Genomic DNA, 13461 nt, shown 5'->3' with positions numbered 1-13461 from the left:
CTGACCTATGAGCGCGCGTACCCTTTTTGCCCTCCTTGTCCTCCTTCTTTTGGTCCTCTTCTCCTGGCTCAACTGGGGGGAGATCACCAAGCCCACCTCCCTTTCCCTGGGCCTCACCCGGGTGGAAGCTCCCTTGGGCCTGGTTCTGGTGGTGGCCCTGGGGGTGGTTTCCCTCCTCTACCTCATCTTCACCATCGGCCTGGAAACCGCCGCCCTTTTGGAGGTGCGGCGCTACGCCCGGGAGCTTCTCCATTACAAGAAGCTGGCCGAGGAGGCGGAGCAGAGCCGATACACCGAGCTTAGAGGCTACCTGGAGGCGGAGTTCAAGCGCCTGGCGGAGGCGGAGAAGGAGGAGATCCGGGCCCTCGAGGCCCGCCTGGCGGAAACCCTGGAAAAGCACGGGAACACCCTGGCCGCCTACATCGGCGAGCTGGAAGACCAGCTCCTCAGGCTCCTTCAGGGGCGGGGAGGAGAGAACACGTAAGCGCCGGCACCCCATCCCGGGGCCCGACGCTTAGGGGCATCCTTCCCTTTTTTCGGCGCTCCTACTCCACCAGCTCCACCAGGGCCAAGGGCGCCCCATCCCCCCGCCGGCGTTCCGCCAGCTTGAGCACCCGGGTGTACCCTCCGGCCCGGTTCTGGTACTTGGGGGCGATCTCATCGAAGAGCTTCCGCACCAGCTTCACGTCCTGCAGGTCCCTCAGCACCAGGCGGCGGGCGTGCAGGTCCCCCCGCTTGGCCAGGTGGATGAGGTGGTCCACGAAGCCGGTGAGCTCCTTGGCCTTGGGCACGGTGGTGGTGATGCGACCGTGGATGAGAAGGCTTTTGGCCTGGTTGCGGTAAAGGGCCAGGCGGTGGGAAGAGTGACGGTTCAGCTTTCTTCCAGACTTCAGGTGGCGCATGGTCTCACTCCTTTAGGGCGAATCCCTTTTTGGCCAAAGCCTCGCGGATCTCCTCGAGGCTCCTTTCCCCGATGCCGGGGATGTTCTTAAGGTCCTTGAGGTTCAAGGCCAAAAGCGCCCGCACCGACTCGATCCCCTCCTCCTTGAGGCTGTGGAGAACGCGGGTGGAAAGGCCAAGCTCCTCCAGGGGCAGGTCCAGGTCCTCCTCCCCTTCCGCACGCTCCACAGAAGCGGGTTCCGGGGCAGGGAGGGCGGTGGCCTGTGGGTTGGCGAAATAGGAAAGGTGCTCCTTGAGGATCTCCACCGCCTGGTTCAAGGCCTCCAAGGGGGTGACGGAGCCATCCGTCCAGATCCGCAGGGTCAGCTTGTCCAGGTCGGTGCGCTGGCCAAGCCGGGTATCCTCCACCTGGAAGGCCACCCGGCGCACGGGGGAGAAGATGGCGTCCACGGGGATGGAGTTGATGCGGTCCTTGATGCCGTGGCGCTCGGCGGGCACGTACCCCACACCCCGATCCACCCGCACCTCCATGTAAAGCTTGCCCCCCTTGTCCAAGGTGGCGATGGTGAGGTCCGGGTTCAGGATCTCCGCATCGGGGGGCACCACGAAATCCCCCGCCTTGACCACCTTGGGCCCTTCCGCCTTCAGGACCAGGGTGGTGGTCTGCATCTTGGGGTCCAGGAAGCGCACCACCAGCTCCTTGAGGTTCAGTATGATCTCCACCACGTCCTCCTTGACCCCAGGAATGGTGGAGAACTCGTGAAGGACATCCTCAATGTAGACGCTGGTGACCGCGGTCCCGGGAATGGAGGAAAGGAGAATCCGCCTCAAGGGGTTGCCCAGGGTGACGCCGAATCCCCGCTCCAGGGGCTCCAGGACAAACTCCCCGTACTCCCGCCCCTGGGTACGCACCGTGAAGACCGGGGCTTTCAGCTTGCTCTCTAACATAGACCTCCTTGCCGGCAACACATGGGCCCGGTCCAGCCGGGCCCCTTTAGGGCTACCTGGAGTAGAACTCCACCACCAGCTGCTCGTTCACGGGAAGCGCCAGGTCCTCCCGATCGGGCAGGCGCAGGAACTTACCCTTCATCCCCTCCACATCCAAGGAGAGCCAGGGGCCCACCTTGCGGCCCTTCATGGCCTCGAGGTTCTCCCGGATGAAGGCCAGGTTGCGGCTACCCTCGGCGATGGCGATCTCATCCCCAGGCTTCACCCGGTAGGCGGGAAGGTCCACCCGGCGGCCGTTCACGGTGATGTGGCCGTGGCGCACCATCTGCCGCGCCTGGCGGCGGCTGGCGGCGAAGCCCAGCCGGTAGACCACGTTGTCCAAGCGGGACTCCAAAAGCCCCAGGAAGACAGTACCCGTAACCCCCTTCTTGCGGCTGGCCTCCTCAAAGAGGTTGCGGAACTGGGTTTCGGAGATCCCGTAGATGCGGCGGAGCTTCTGCTTCTCCCTCAGGCGCACCGCGTAGTCGGAAGGGCGGCGGGTGCGCTTCTGCCCGTGCTGCCCCGGAGGGTAGGGGCGGCGCTCCATGGCGCACTTGGGGCTGTAGCAACGCTCCCCCTTCAGGTAGAGCTTGACTCCTTCCCGGCGGCAAAGACGGCAAACTGGACCAATGTAACGACCCATCTTCTCCTACTCCTTATGAAGCCTTGCGGAACTTCTTCTTAGGCCGGCAGCCGTTGTGGGGCACAGGGGTGTCGTCCACGATGGACTTCACCTGCAAGCCCGAGGCCTGGAGGGCCCTGATGGCCTGCTCCCGGCCTGCCCCGGTGCCGCGCACGATCACGTCCACGCTCTGCATGCCGTAGGCCATGGCCTTCTTGGCCGCATCCATGGCCGCCAGCTGGGCCGCATACGGGGTGCCCTTGCGGCTTCCCTTGTAGCCGATGACCCCACCCGAGGACCAGGTGATGGGGTTGCCGTCCGGGTCGGTGATGGTGACGATGGTGTTGTTGTAGGAGGCGTGGATGTACGCCTTCCCACTGGCCACCTGTCGTTTGACTTTCTTCTTGGTCGCTTTTCTGGCCATACTCTCCCTCAGCTTTAGGAGTATCCACTGGCCCTAGAACTACTTCCTAGGGGCTTTCTTCTTGCCCGCCACGGTCTTGCGGGGACCCTTGCGGGTACGGGCATTGGTGCGGGTGCGCTGCCCCCTCACCGGCAATCCACGGCGGTGGCGGAGGCCCCGGTAGCAGCCGATATCCATGAGGCGCTTGATGTTGGCGGCCACCTCAGCCCTGAGCTCACCTTCCAGCTTCCAGGTGTTCTCCACGTACTCCCGAAGGCGCACCACCTCCGCCTCGGTGAGGTCCTTCACCCGGGTCGCCGGATTGATGCCCGTCTTCTCCAGAGCCTCCTTGGCCCGGGCCGGCCCCACCCCGTAGATGTAGGTGAGGGCCACGTCCACCCGCTTGTTCCTAGGAATCTCCACACCTGCAATCCTCGCCACGTTCCCTCCTTACCCTTGCCGCTGCTTGTGCTTGGGGTTCTCGCAGATCACGTACACCCGGCCGTGCCGGCGCACCACCTTGCACTTCTCGCACATCTTTTTAACCGATGCCCGTACCTTCATCTCGCCTCCTACTTCCTGTACACGATGCGGCCCCGCGTGGGGTCGTAGGGGGTAATCTCCACCACCACCCGGTCCCCGGGCAGGATGCGGATGTAGTGCATGCGCATCTTGCCCGAGATGTAGGCCAGGATCTCCGGTCCCGAGTCCAGCTTTACCCGAAACGTGGTGTTGGGCAAAGCCTCGGTAACCACGCCTTCCGCCCGAATGGTGTCCTTCTCCTTCGCCATACCCCTCCTACCGCGCCCGCACCAGGGAAACCCCGGTGAGAAGCTCCGGGCCCTCCTCCGTCACCAAGACGGTGTTCTCGTAGTGGGCGGCGAGGTTGCCAGGTCCGGCGCTCGCCGTCCAGCCATCTTCCAATATTACCACAGAAGCCGGGCGTAGGGTGACCATGGGCTCGAGGGCCAGGGTCATGCCAGGCCGGATCTTGGGGCCCGTTCCCGGTTTGCCGAAGTTGGGCAGCTGCGGGTCCTCGTGGATCTCCCGCCCCACCCCGTGCCCCACGAACTCCCGCACCACCCCATACCCACGGCTTTCCAGAAACGTCTGCACCGCATGAGCCACATCCCCGATGCGGTAGCCGGGCCTAAGGTACTTCATCCCCTCCCAGAAGGCGGCCTCGGTATCCTGGATGAGCCTTTCCGCCTCCGGGGAAACCCTGCCCACGGGAAAGGTGCGGGCCATGTCGGCGGCAAACCCCCCGTAGATGAGGCCCACGTCCACGGAAAGGATATCCCCTTCCTTCAGGGGCTCCTCCGAGGGGATGCCGTGGACCACCACCTCGTTCACCGAGGTGCACAGGGTGGCGGGAAACCCGTAAAGGCCCAGGAAGGCTGGCTTGGCCTTGCGCTTTTTTATGGCCTCGTAGGCGATCCGGTCCAGCTCCTTGGTGGTGATGCCGGGCTCCACATGCCGGCCCACCTCCTCCACCACCTCGGTGAGGAGGGCCCCCGCCTCCCGCATGCGCTCAATCTCCCATGGACTCTTCAGCTTGATGGCCATCAGATTCCCAGGGCTGCCCGGATGCGGGCGTAGACCTCATCGGGTGTACCCAGGCCGTCCACCCGCCTCAAGGCACCCGTTTTTTCATAATACTGCACCAAGGGCTCGGTTTTCTCCCGGTAGACCCGGAGCCGGTGCCGGATGGTCTCCTCGTTGTCGTCCGAGCGCCCCTCGAGCTCCGCCCGCTTGAGCATCCGGGCGATGAGCTCCTCCTCCGGCACCTCCACCAGCACCACCCCAAGGAGCCGGGTCCCGGTAGCCTGAAGCAGGTGGTCCAGGGCCTCCGCCTGGGCCAGGGTGCGGGGAAAGCCGTCGAAGATCACCCGCTCCGAAAGCTCCTCCCGGATAAGGGCCAGGATGAGCTCATCCGGAACCAGGTCCCCCCGGTCCATTATGGGCTTCACCTGCTGCCCCAGGGGCGTGCCCCGGGCCACATGGTCCCGCAGGATGTCCCCGGTGGAGAGTTTCTTAAAGCCCAGCTCCTCCGCCAGCCTGGCCGCCTGGGTGCCCTTTCCCGCCCCCGGCGGCCCCAAGAAGATCACCGCTTCCCCCATCCTCCCTCCTAGCGCGTGCGGCCGCGGATGCGGCCCTTGGAAAGGAACCCCTCGTAGTTCCTCAGCATCAGCTGGCTCTCAATCTGCCGCAAGGTATCCAGGGCCACGCCCACCACGATGAGAAGGCCAATACCGGAAAAAGCGATGCTCTTCACCCCGGTGAGGTTCTGGATGATCTGGGGCAACGCCGCCACCAGGCCCAGGAAGAGGGCCCCCCAGAGGGTCAGGCGGGAAACGATATGCTCCAAGAACTTCACCGTGGGCTCGCCTGGGCGGATGCCCGGGATGAACCCCCCGTATTCCCGGAGGCTTTCCGCAATCCGCTTGGGATCAAACTGGACCGCGGTGTAGACGTAGGTGAAAAGGACGATGAGCACCACCTCGATGAGGAGGCCGGAGATCCGGGTGGGGTTGAAGAAGTTGGCGATGGCCTGGAGCACCTGGTTGTCCTGGAAGGGGGCGGTGAGGAAGATGGGGATCTGCAAAATGGCGGCGGCAAAGACGATGGGGATGACGCCGGCAGCGTTCAGCTTGATGGGGATGTAGGTGGCCTGCCCCCCGTAGACCCTCCTGCCCACCACCTTCCTGGCGTACTGGACGGGAATGCGCCTTTCCGCCTGCTGCACCGCCGCCATCCCGGCGAAGGCCAAGACGATAAAGGCCAGGAAAAAGAGGAAGGCCACCAGGTTGACCTCCCCGGTGCGAATAAGGCCAGCGGTGCGGAAAAGTTGCGGCAACCAGTCCACCACGATCCCCGAAAAGATGATCATGCTGGTGCCGTTGCCGATGCCGTACTCGGTGATACGCTCCGCCATCCAGAGAAGGAGGGCGATGCCCGCCACCTGGGTGACCACCACCACCAGCCAGAAGAAGGGACCGGGTGCCCAGCCGGGCAGCAGGAAACGCCCCCCCTCCGCCCCCAGGAAGGCGGTGGCCAGAAAGAAACCCTGGAAAGCCCCCAGAGCGATGCCGCCGATGCGGGTGTACTGGTTGATGATGCGGCGGCCCTCCTCACCCTCCTTGGAAAGCTTCTCCAGCGTGGGAATCACATTGACCAAAAGCTGCATGATGATGGCAGCGGTGATGTAGGGCATGATTCCCAGGGCGAAGATGGAGAAGCGCTCAAAGTTACCGCCCGAAAAGAGGTTGATGATGCCGAAAACCCCTCCCTGGGTGGTGCGCAGGAACTCCTGGATCTTGTCCAGGTCCACCCCCGGGGTGGGGATAAAGGCCCCCAGGCGGTAGGCGGCCAACACCAGCAGGGTGAAGAGGATCCGCTGGCGCAGTTCGGGAATGGCCAGGGCGCTCCGGAAGGCCTTAAGCATCCTAAGCCTCCTTGGGTGCTTGCCCTTCGGGCAAGGGAGCCAGAAGGACGGCCTCGCCGCCCGCAGCCTTCAGCTTCTCCAGGGCGGTCTTGGAAAAGGCGTGGGCCACCACCCTAAGGGGCTTGGCCTCCCCTTCTCCCAGCACCTTAAGCCGGTAGCCCTTCTTCAGGATTCCAGCCTGGACCAGCACCTCCGGGGTCACCTCCCCGTCGAAGCGGGCCAGGTCCCTCAGGTTCACCCCCTGGTACTTGGGCCTCTTAATCTCCCCGGGCACCTGTCCCTGCATGCCCCGCTTGGGCAGGCGCATCAGGGTGGTGGAGCGCCCCCCCTCAAAGCGGCGGGGATCCTTGAGGCCACCGGAGCGGGACTTCTGCCCCTTGTGACCCCGGGTGGCCGTCTTGCCGTGGCCGGAGCCAGGGCCCCGCCCCACCCGCTTCCGCCTCTTGTTGGCCCCAGGATTGGGTTTTAGATCGGTAAGCTTCATTCCAGCACCTCCACCCGCACAAGGTGGGCCACCTTCTTGATGTTGCCCAGTATGGCGGGATGGTCCTCGAGGACCTTTTCCCTGTGGAGCTTGGTCAGCCCCAGGGCTTTCAAGGCCGCCTTCTGGTCCTTGGGATAGCCGATGGGGCTCTTCACCAGCTTAACCTTGAGCTTGGCCATCACTCCTCCCCACCCTTCCGCAGGCGCTCCACATCCTGCTTGGTCTTAAGCTGCCTGAGGGCCTCCATGGTGGCGTAGGCGATGTTGATGGGGTTGCGGCTCCCCAGCTCCTTGGTGAGGATATCCGTGATCCCCGCAAGCTCCAGGATGGCCCGGGGCACTGCCCCCGCAATCACCCCCGTGCCCGGGGCTGCGGGCTTCAGGAGGATCTTGGAGGCCCCGTACTCCACCTCGATCTCGTGGGGAATGGTGCCGTTTTGGATGGGCACCTCCACCATGTTGCGACGGGCGTAGTACCCCGCCTTCTGCACCGCCAGGGGCACCTCCTTGGCCTTGCCCAGGCCCAGGCCCACCCGGCCCTGCCGGTCACCCACCACCACCAAGGCCCCGAAGCGGAAGCGGCGGCCACCCTGGTAGGTCTTGGCGGTGCGCCGCACCAGGATCATCTTCTCTTCAAAGTCGGTCTCGGGCATGCTTCCTCCTCGCTAAGCGACCTAGAACTCCAGGCCCCCTTCTCTGGCCCCTTCCGCCAGAGCCTTTACCCGGCCGTGGTACTTGTAGGGGCCACGGTCAAAAGCCACCTTGGTGATCCCCAACGCCTTGGCCTTCTCCGCCAGGGCCCGCCCCACCTGCCGGGCCACCTCGGTCTTGTTGCCCTTCAGCTTCAGGGCCAGGCTGGACTCGGCCACCAGGGTATGGCCCTTCTCGTCATCGATGATCTGGGCGTAGATGTGGTTAAGGCTCCGGAAGACGGACAGGCGGAGCCGGCCCGTGCGCTTGATGCGGTTACGCACCCGGAACTTGCGGCGTTCGTATACGGTAAGCCGTGCCATGGTTCCCCCTACTTCTTGGCCCCGGCCTTGCCGGGCTTAAGGCGGACGGGCTCGCCCGCGTAGTAAATGCCCTTCTCGTGGTAGGCGCTGGGCTTCTTGATGGCGCGCAGGTTGGCGGCCACCTGGCCCACCTTCTGCTTGTCTATGCCCAGAACGCGGATCTTGGTGGGCTCGGGCACCTCGAAGGTGATGCCCTCCGGGGGCTCCACCACCACGGGGTGGCTAAAGCCCACGGTGAGCTCCACCGCCCGTCCCGCAAGCCGGGCCCGGTAGCCGATACCCTTGATGAGGAGCTCCTTCACGTACCCCTCGGAAACCCCCTTGATGGCGTTGGCGATGAGGGTCCGGGTGAGGCCGTGCAGGCTCTTGTGCCGGCGCTCATCCGAGGGCCGCTCCACCCGCACCACCCCTCCGTCCACCACCACCCGCATCTCCGGGGAGATGGGCACGGAAAGTTCGCCCTTGGGGCCTTTCACCTTGACGAGCCCCGGGGTCACCTCCACAGTGACCCCCTTGGGCAAGGGAATGGGAAGCCGGCCAATCCTAGACATCACCACACCTCGCAGATAAGCTCCCCGCCCACGCCCAGACGCCGGGCCTCCCGGTCGGTAAGGACGCCCTTGGGCGTGGACAGGATGGCAATCCCCAGGCCGCGGCGCACCCGGGGAATCTCCTTGACCCCCACGTACACCCGTCGCCCAGGACGGCTGATGCGACGGATGTGGTTGATGACCTGTTCGGGCCGGGGATCAGGTCCCTGGCGCCTGGGCCCATACTTGAGGTGGATGCGCAAAACAGGCTTGCCGTCCACCTCCACCCGCTCGTACCCCTTGATGAAGCCCTCCCGCGCCAGGATCTTGAGGATCTCCTCCTTGAAGCGGGAGGCGGGTACCTCGGTGCTCTCCTTGTAGACCCGGGTGGCGTTCCGAATCCGGGTCAGCATGTCGGCAATGGGGTCCGTCAACATTTCCTCTCTCCTTTTACCTCACTCCTGGACCATGCGGTCTCGAGGGAACCCCCTCGACCGGCCACGGCCTACCAGCTGGCCTTCTTCACCCCGGGAAGCTGCCCCTTGTGGGCCAGCTCCCTAAGGCAAATCCGGCAGAGCCCGAAGTAGCGGTACACGCTCCTGGCCCTCCCACAGCGCACGCAACGGGTGTAGGCCCGCACCTTGAACTTGGGGGTACGCTTGGCCTTTTCGATCAACGCTTTTCTCGCCATGCTCGCCTCACTTGCGGAAGGGGAAGCCCAGAAGCTCCAAAAGGGCCCTGGCCTCCTCGTCGGTCCGGGCGGTGGTCACCACCGCGATGTCCATTCCCCGAAGGGCGTCCACCATATCGTAGGTGATCTCCGGGAAGATGAGCTGCTCCCTCAACCCCAGGTTGTAGTTGCCGCGGCCGTCAAAGCTGTTCGGGTTCACCCCCCGGAAGTCGCGGATGCGGGGAAGGGCCACGGAAAGGAGCTTCTCCAGGAAGATCCACATCCGGTCGCCGCGCAGGGTAACCCTGAGGCCGATGGGCATCCCCTTGCGGAGCTTGAAGTTGGAGATGGACTTCTTGGCCCGGGTTATGGCCGGCTTCTGGCCGGTGATGAGGGCAAGCTCCTGGGAAGCCTTCTCCAGGATGCGGGCATCCTCCTTGGCCTCCCCCAGCCCCTGGTTGATCACCACCTTCTCCAGCCGAGGCACCTCCCAGATGTTCTGGTAGCCGAAGCGGCGGATGAGCTCGGGCCGTACCTCCTCGTAGTACTTTTTCTTCAGCGCAACCTCTAGCGGCATCTTATCCCTCCACGTCCAAAGCCCCGCCGCACTTGGCGCACACCCGGATCTTGCGGCCGTTTTCCAGGAGCTTCTTCCGCACCCGGGTGGGCTTGCCGCACGCGGGGCAGATGGGGCGCACCTTGGAGGCATGCAGGGGAGCTTCCTGCTCCACAAAGCCACCCTGGGGGTGCTGGGGGCTCACCCGCACCGCCTTCTTAACGATGTTCACCCCCTCCACGATGACCGCCCCCTTCTTGGGCAGCACGGCCTTCACCTTGCCCACCTGGCCCTTGTACTTGCCGGAGGCCACCAGAACCGTGTCCCCCTTCTTCACATGTAGCTTGACCTGCATCAGAGCACCTCCGGAGCCAGGGAGACGATCTTCATGAAGCCCTTTTCCCGGAGCTCCCGTGCCACGGGGCCGAAGACGCGGGTGCCCCGGGGCTCTAGCTGGTTGTTGATGATGACGGCGGCGTTGTCGTCAAAGCGGATGGCGGAGCCATCGGGGCGCTTGACCTCCTTTTTGGTGCGCACCACCACCGCCTTCACCACGTCGCCTTCCTTCACCGCCCCCCGGGGGATGGCCTCCTTGACGCTGGCCACGATGATGTCCCCCACGGTGGCGTACTTGGCGTTGGAGCCCTTAAGCACGCGGATGCACATGATCTTGCGGGCCCCGGTGTTGTCGGCCACCTCCAGGTAGGTCTGGGGCTGGATCATGCCTTACCTCCCCGCTTGGAAAGGCTGGCGTAGTTCTGCCTACGCACCAGGTACTTCTCCACCAGGTCCAGCCTGCCCCCCTCCACCAGGCGCAAGACCCTAAAGCGCTTGCGCTTGGAGATGGGGCGGGACTCGATGATCTCCACCACGTCCCCCACCTTGTACTTCCCCTCGGGGTCGTGGGCCAGGTACTTTTTGGAGCGCTTGATCACCTTGCCGTAGAGGGGGTGGGGAAACTGGCGCTCCACCAGTACCGAAACGGTCTTCTGCATCTTGTCGCTCACCACCACCCCGGTCAGCACCTTCTTAGGCATTGGCTCTCCTCCTCTCGTTCAGGATCGTGAGGAGCCGGGCGATGAGGCGCCGGGTCTCCCGGATCCTGTGGTTCTGGGAGAGCTGGCCGATGGAGGCCTGGAAGCGAAGCTCCATCAGCTCCCGCTTCTTCTCCCGAACCAGCTTCTCGATCTCACTGGGAGAGAGCTTGCGGATCTCACTGGGCTTCATCGTAGGCGTCCCTCCTCACGATCTTGGTCTTGATGGGAAGCTTGTGGCCGGCGATGCGCAAGGCCTCGAGGGCCTGCTCCTCGGTGACGCCCGCCACCTCGAACATCACCCGGCCCGGCTTCACCACCGCCACATACCCTTCCACGTTGCCTTTACCCTTACCCATCCGCACCTCGAGGGGCTTCTTGGTGTAGGGCTTGTCGGGGAAGATGCGGATGAAGATCTTGCCCCCGCGGCGGAAATGGCGCACCATGGCCACACGGGCCGCCTCAATCTGCTGGGAGGTGATCCAGGCGGGCTCCATGGCCACCAGGCCGAAGTCCCCGAAGGCCACGTAATCACCCCCCTTGGCCGCCCCCTTCATGCGACCCCGGTGCTGCTTGCGGTACTTCATGCGCCTGGGCATCAACATGGCCTATTCCTCCTTCTTCACGCGCACCGCTGGGCGGCGGCGGCGGGGCTTTTCCTCCGCCCTCGGCCCCTCGGGGCGGGCCTTGGGCTTCTGTCCGCCGATCACCTCGCCCAGGAACACGTAGGCCTTGACCCCCAGCACCCCGTAGGTGGTGCGGGCCAAAGCGAAGCCGTAGTCTATGTTAGCACGAAGGGTGTGAAGGGGCACCCGGCCCTCGGCGGCCCACTCCGTGCGGGCCTGCTCGGCGCCGCCGATGCGGCCGGAGACGATCACCTTGGCTCCCTTGGCCCCCGCCTCCATGACCCGCTGCACTGCCTGCTTGATGGCCCGCCGCACGGCAAAGCGGCGCTCGATCTGCTCCGCCACCCGCTGGGCCACCAAAGGAGCGGAGAGGTTGGGGTTGTGGATCTCCTGGACGTTCAGGGCCACGTTCTTGCCGGTGAGCTGGGAAAGGGTGTCCCTCAGGACCTTGATCTTCTCCCCGCCCCGGCCGATGACCACACCCGGCTTGGCCACGTGCACGGTCACGGCCACGTTGTCCGCGGCCCGTTCGATGTCGATGCGGGCCAAACCAGCCGGGTAGAGCTCCTTGGTGAGGACCTCGCGGATCTTCTGGTCCTCCACCAGGAGGTGGCGGTACTGCTTCTTGCCCGCATACCAGCGGGACTCCCAGTCCCGGGTGATACCGAGCCTGAACCCAATGGGGTGGATCTTATTTCCCATGTTTCTCTCCCAAGATCACGGTGATGTGGCTGGTCCTCTTCTTGATGATGTCCGCCCGGCCCCGGGCCCGGGGAAGCACCCTTTTCAAAGCGGGCCCCTCGTCCACAAAGGCCGCCTTCACGAAAAGCCGGTCCTCCAGCATGTCGTGGTTGTTGACCGCATTGGCGGCGGCGGACTCCAGCACCTTGGCCACGTAATAGGCCCCCCGCTTAGGGGTGTAGCGCAGGATGGCGCGGGCCTCCTCGAGGCTCTTCCCCCGGATCAGGTCCACCACCAACCGGACCTTCCTGGGGGAGATGCGCACGTAACGGGCAATGGCTTTCGCTTCCATGGCTACTTCTTCTTGGTGGCCTTAGCCTCTTTCCCGTGCCCCCGGTAGGTGCGGGTGGGGGCAAACTCTCCCAGCTTGTGCCCCACCATGTTCTCGGTGATGTAGACGGGCACATGCTGCTTGCCGTTGTAGACCGCAATGGTATGGCCCACCATCTCGGGAACGATGGTGGAGCGGCGGCTCCAGGTCTTGATGAGCCGCTTTTCCCCCTTGGCGTTGAGCTCCAGCACCTTCTCCAAGAGGTGGTCATCTACGAAAACGCCCTTCTTCAAGCTACGCGGCATGGCTCACCTCACTTCTTGCGGCGGGCGATGATGAAGCGGCTCGAGGGCTTCCGCCGCTTCCTGGTCTTAAGCCCCTTGGTCTGCCAGCCCCAAGGGGAGGCCGGGGGACGGCCCCTGGGTGCCCGGCCCTCACCACCGCCGTGGGGGTGGTCCACCGGGTTCATGGCGGCGCCGCGCACATGGGGCTTGCGGCCCAACCAGCGGGTGCGCCCCGCCTTGCCCAGGACGATGTTCTTGTGGTCGGCGTTGCCCACGGTCCCGATGGTGGCGTAGCACTCCCCGTGCACCTTCCTAAGCTCCCCCGAGGGCAGGCGCAGGATCACGTAATCCCCTTCCCGGCCCTGGATCTGGGTGCTGGTGCCGGCAGAGCGGGCCAGCTTGGCCCCCTTCTTGGGCTCCAGCTCCACCGCATGGACCACGGTGCCCACGGGGATGAAGCGGAGGGGAAGGGCGTTGCCCACCTGGATGGGAGCATCCGGCCCCGCCACCACCTGCTGGCCCACCTGCAGGCCCTCGGGAGCGATGATGTAGCGCTTCTCCCCGTCGGCGTAGTGCAGAAGGGCGATACGGGCGGAGCGGTTGGGGTCGTACTCTATGGCCGCCACCTTGGCGGGGATGCCCGCCTTATCCCAGCGCTTGAAGTCGATGATGCGGTAAAGCCGCTTGTGGCCGCCCCCCCGGAAGCGCACGGTGATGCGGCCCTGGTTGTTGCGCCCTCCCGTCTTCTTCAGGGGCTTGACCAAGGACTTCTCCGGCTCGGTCTTGGTGATCTCGGAGAAGTCCGCCACCGTCATGAAACGGCGGCTTGGGGTGTAGGGTTTGAACTTCTTAACAGCCATCCTCTATGCCTCCCTTGCCGGATCGGGGCCGGGCCC

28 protein-coding genes are annotated in these 13461 nt (G+C 64.7%); 1 reads left to right on the top strand and 27 read right to left on the bottom strand.

The features are described 5' to 3' along the window. The first annotated feature begins 7 nt into the window (after positions 1-7). The gene (locus AC27GT_RS07855; protein WP_038070442.1) at positions 8-484 is read left to right on the top strand and encodes a hypothetical protein; all 477 of its coding nucleotides are present in this window, start codon (positions 8-10) and stop codon (positions 482-484) included. A 61-nt stretch (positions 485-545) separates the two neighbouring features. Here the strand turns inward: AC27GT_RS07855 and rplQ are convergent, their stop codons facing one another. From rplQ to rplB, 27 genes are all read right to left on the bottom strand, one after another. After that, positions 546-902 carry a 50S ribosomal protein L17 gene (gene rplQ / locus AC27GT_RS07850; RefSeq protein WP_015718083.1) on the bottom strand — a complete coding sequence of 119 codons (357 nt, stop codon included), beginning with the start codon at positions 900-902 and terminating at the stop codon, positions 546-548. 4 nt (positions 903-906) lie between these two features. Continuing rightward, complete coding sequence (locus tag AC27GT_RS07845) at positions 907-1848, bottom strand: DNA-directed RNA polymerase subunit alpha (RefSeq protein WP_038070443.1); 942 nt, start codon at positions 1846-1848, stop codon at positions 907-909. Between the two features lie 52 nt (positions 1849-1900). Then, positions 1901-2530 (bottom strand): 30S ribosomal protein S4, encoded by a 630-nt coding sequence (gene rpsD / locus AC27GT_RS07840; RefSeq protein ID WP_015718085.1) that lies wholly within the window; start codon positions 2528-2530, stop codon positions 1901-1903. A gap of 13 nt (positions 2531-2543) precedes the next feature. Further along, a complete protein-coding gene (rpsK, locus tag AC27GT_RS07835) occupies positions 2544-2933 on the bottom strand; it encodes a 30S ribosomal protein S11 (protein ID WP_015718086.1) in 390 nt (129 codons plus the stop codon). Between the two features lie 39 nt (positions 2934-2972). Further along, positions 2973-3353: a 30S ribosomal protein S13 gene (rpsM, locus tag AC27GT_RS07830; protein WP_015718087.1), complete on the bottom strand. Its 381-nt coding sequence runs from the start codon at positions 3351-3353 to the stop codon at positions 2973-2975. 9 nt (positions 3354-3362) lie between these two features. Continuing rightward, entirely contained in the window at positions 3363-3476 is a 114-nt protein-coding gene (rpmJ, locus tag AC27GT_RS07825) for a 50S ribosomal protein L36 (protein WP_014514895.1), read from the bottom strand. A gap of 8 nt (positions 3477-3484) precedes the next feature. Next, positions 3485-3703: a translation initiation factor IF-1 gene (infA, locus tag AC27GT_RS07820; RefSeq protein ID WP_003043942.1), complete on the bottom strand. Its 219-nt coding sequence runs from the start codon at positions 3701-3703 to the stop codon at positions 3485-3487. A 7-nt stretch (positions 3704-3710) separates the two neighbouring features. Next, complete coding sequence (map, locus tag AC27GT_RS07815; RefSeq protein ID WP_038030045.1) at positions 3711-4478, bottom strand: type I methionyl aminopeptidase; 768 nt, start codon at positions 4476-4478, stop codon at positions 3711-3713. After that, positions 4478-5032 carry an adenylate kinase gene (locus AC27GT_RS07810; RefSeq protein WP_038030047.1) on the bottom strand — a complete coding sequence of 185 codons (555 nt, stop codon included), beginning with the start codon at positions 5030-5032 and terminating at the stop codon, positions 4478-4480. The genes map and AC27GT_RS07810 overlap by 1 nt, the downstream gene beginning before the upstream one ends. An 8-nt stretch (positions 5033-5040) precedes the next feature. Then, a complete protein-coding gene (gene secY, locus AC27GT_RS07805) occupies positions 5041-6357 on the bottom strand; it encodes a preprotein translocase subunit SecY (RefSeq protein ID WP_038030049.1) in 1317 nt (438 codons plus the stop codon). A 1-nt stretch (position 6358) separates the two neighbouring features. After that, positions 6359-6841, bottom strand: a complete 483-nt coding sequence (rplO, locus tag AC27GT_RS07800; protein ID WP_487223890.1) for a 50S ribosomal protein L15 — start codon at positions 6839-6841, stop codon at positions 6359-6361. Next, positions 6838-7020, bottom strand: a complete 183-nt coding sequence (gene rpmD, locus AC27GT_RS07795; RefSeq protein WP_015718092.1) for a 50S ribosomal protein L30 — start codon at positions 7018-7020, stop codon at positions 6838-6840. Before rpmD ends, rplO begins: the two co-directional genes overlap by 4 nt. After that, complete coding sequence (gene rpsE, locus AC27GT_RS07790) at positions 7020-7493, bottom strand: 30S ribosomal protein S5 (protein WP_015718093.1); 474 nt, start codon at positions 7491-7493, stop codon at positions 7020-7022. Before rpsE ends, rpmD begins: the two co-directional genes overlap by 1 nt. A 21-nt stretch (positions 7494-7514) precedes the next feature. Continuing rightward, on the bottom strand, positions 7515-7853 hold the full coding sequence (gene rplR / locus AC27GT_RS07785; protein ID WP_487223889.1) for a 50S ribosomal protein L18: 339 nt from the start codon (positions 7851-7853) through the stop codon (positions 7515-7517). Positions 7854-7861: 8 nt separating this feature from the next. After that, positions 7862-8404: a 50S ribosomal protein L6 gene (rplF, locus tag AC27GT_RS07780; RefSeq protein ID WP_038030051.1), complete on the bottom strand. Its 543-nt coding sequence runs from the start codon at positions 8402-8404 to the stop codon at positions 7862-7864. Further along, positions 8404-8820 carry a 30S ribosomal protein S8 gene (rpsH, locus tag AC27GT_RS07775; RefSeq protein ID WP_015718096.1) on the bottom strand — a complete coding sequence of 139 codons (417 nt, stop codon included), beginning with the start codon at positions 8818-8820 and terminating at the stop codon, positions 8404-8406. Before rpsH ends, rplF begins: the two co-directional genes overlap by 1 nt. 68 nt (positions 8821-8888) lie before the next feature. Next, positions 8889-9074 (bottom strand): type Z 30S ribosomal protein S14, encoded by a 186-nt coding sequence (locus AC27GT_RS07770; protein ID WP_003043922.1) that lies wholly within the window; start codon positions 9072-9074, stop codon positions 8889-8891. Between the two features lie 7 nt (positions 9075-9081). Next, a complete protein-coding gene (rplE, locus tag AC27GT_RS07765) occupies positions 9082-9630 on the bottom strand; it encodes a 50S ribosomal protein L5 (RefSeq protein ID WP_015718097.1) in 549 nt (182 codons plus the stop codon). A gap of 1 nt (position 9631) precedes the next feature. Then, positions 9632-9964 carry a 50S ribosomal protein L24 gene (gene rplX, locus AC27GT_RS07760; RefSeq protein ID WP_487223888.1) on the bottom strand — a complete coding sequence of 111 codons (333 nt, stop codon included), beginning with the start codon at positions 9962-9964 and terminating at the stop codon, positions 9632-9634. Beyond that, on the bottom strand, positions 9964-10332 hold the full coding sequence (gene rplN / locus AC27GT_RS07755) for a 50S ribosomal protein L14 (protein WP_015718099.1): 369 nt from the start codon (positions 10330-10332) through the stop codon (positions 9964-9966). Before rplN ends, rplX begins: the two co-directional genes overlap by 1 nt. Then, entirely contained in the window at positions 10329-10646 is a 318-nt protein-coding gene (gene rpsQ / locus AC27GT_RS07750; RefSeq protein WP_015718100.1) for a 30S ribosomal protein S17, read from the bottom strand. The genes rplN and rpsQ overlap by 4 nt, the downstream gene beginning before the upstream one ends. Then, complete coding sequence (gene rpmC, locus AC27GT_RS07745; protein WP_015718101.1) at positions 10639-10836, bottom strand: 50S ribosomal protein L29; 198 nt, start codon at positions 10834-10836, stop codon at positions 10639-10641. The genes rpsQ and rpmC overlap by 8 nt, the downstream gene beginning before the upstream one ends. Further along, positions 10823-11248 carry a 50S ribosomal protein L16 gene (rplP, locus tag AC27GT_RS07740; RefSeq protein ID WP_015718102.1) on the bottom strand — a complete coding sequence of 142 codons (426 nt, stop codon included), beginning with the start codon at positions 11246-11248 and terminating at the stop codon, positions 10823-10825. Before rplP ends, rpmC begins: the two co-directional genes overlap by 14 nt. 3 nt (positions 11249-11251) lie before the next feature. Beyond that, positions 11252-11971 carry a 30S ribosomal protein S3 gene (rpsC, locus tag AC27GT_RS07735; RefSeq protein WP_038070446.1) on the bottom strand — a complete coding sequence of 240 codons (720 nt, stop codon included), beginning with the start codon at positions 11969-11971 and terminating at the stop codon, positions 11252-11254. Further along, positions 11961-12302: a 50S ribosomal protein L22 gene (gene rplV / locus AC27GT_RS07730; protein ID WP_015718104.1), complete on the bottom strand. Its 342-nt coding sequence runs from the start codon at positions 12300-12302 to the stop codon at positions 11961-11963. Before rplV ends, rpsC begins: the two co-directional genes overlap by 11 nt. Positions 12303-12304: 2 nt before the next feature. Next, positions 12305-12586: a 30S ribosomal protein S19 gene (rpsS, locus tag AC27GT_RS07725; protein ID WP_011173711.1), complete on the bottom strand. Its 282-nt coding sequence runs from the start codon at positions 12584-12586 to the stop codon at positions 12305-12307. Between the two features lie 8 nt (positions 12587-12594). After that, on the bottom strand, positions 12595-13425 hold the full coding sequence (gene rplB, locus AC27GT_RS07720; protein WP_015718105.1) for a 50S ribosomal protein L2: 831 nt from the start codon (positions 13423-13425) through the stop codon (positions 12595-12597). Positions 13426-13461: the final 36 nt, after the last annotated feature.

The organism is Thermus sp. KWY1 (assembly GCF_057547025.1).
This window is presented reverse-complemented; position numbering and strand designations above follow the sequence as displayed.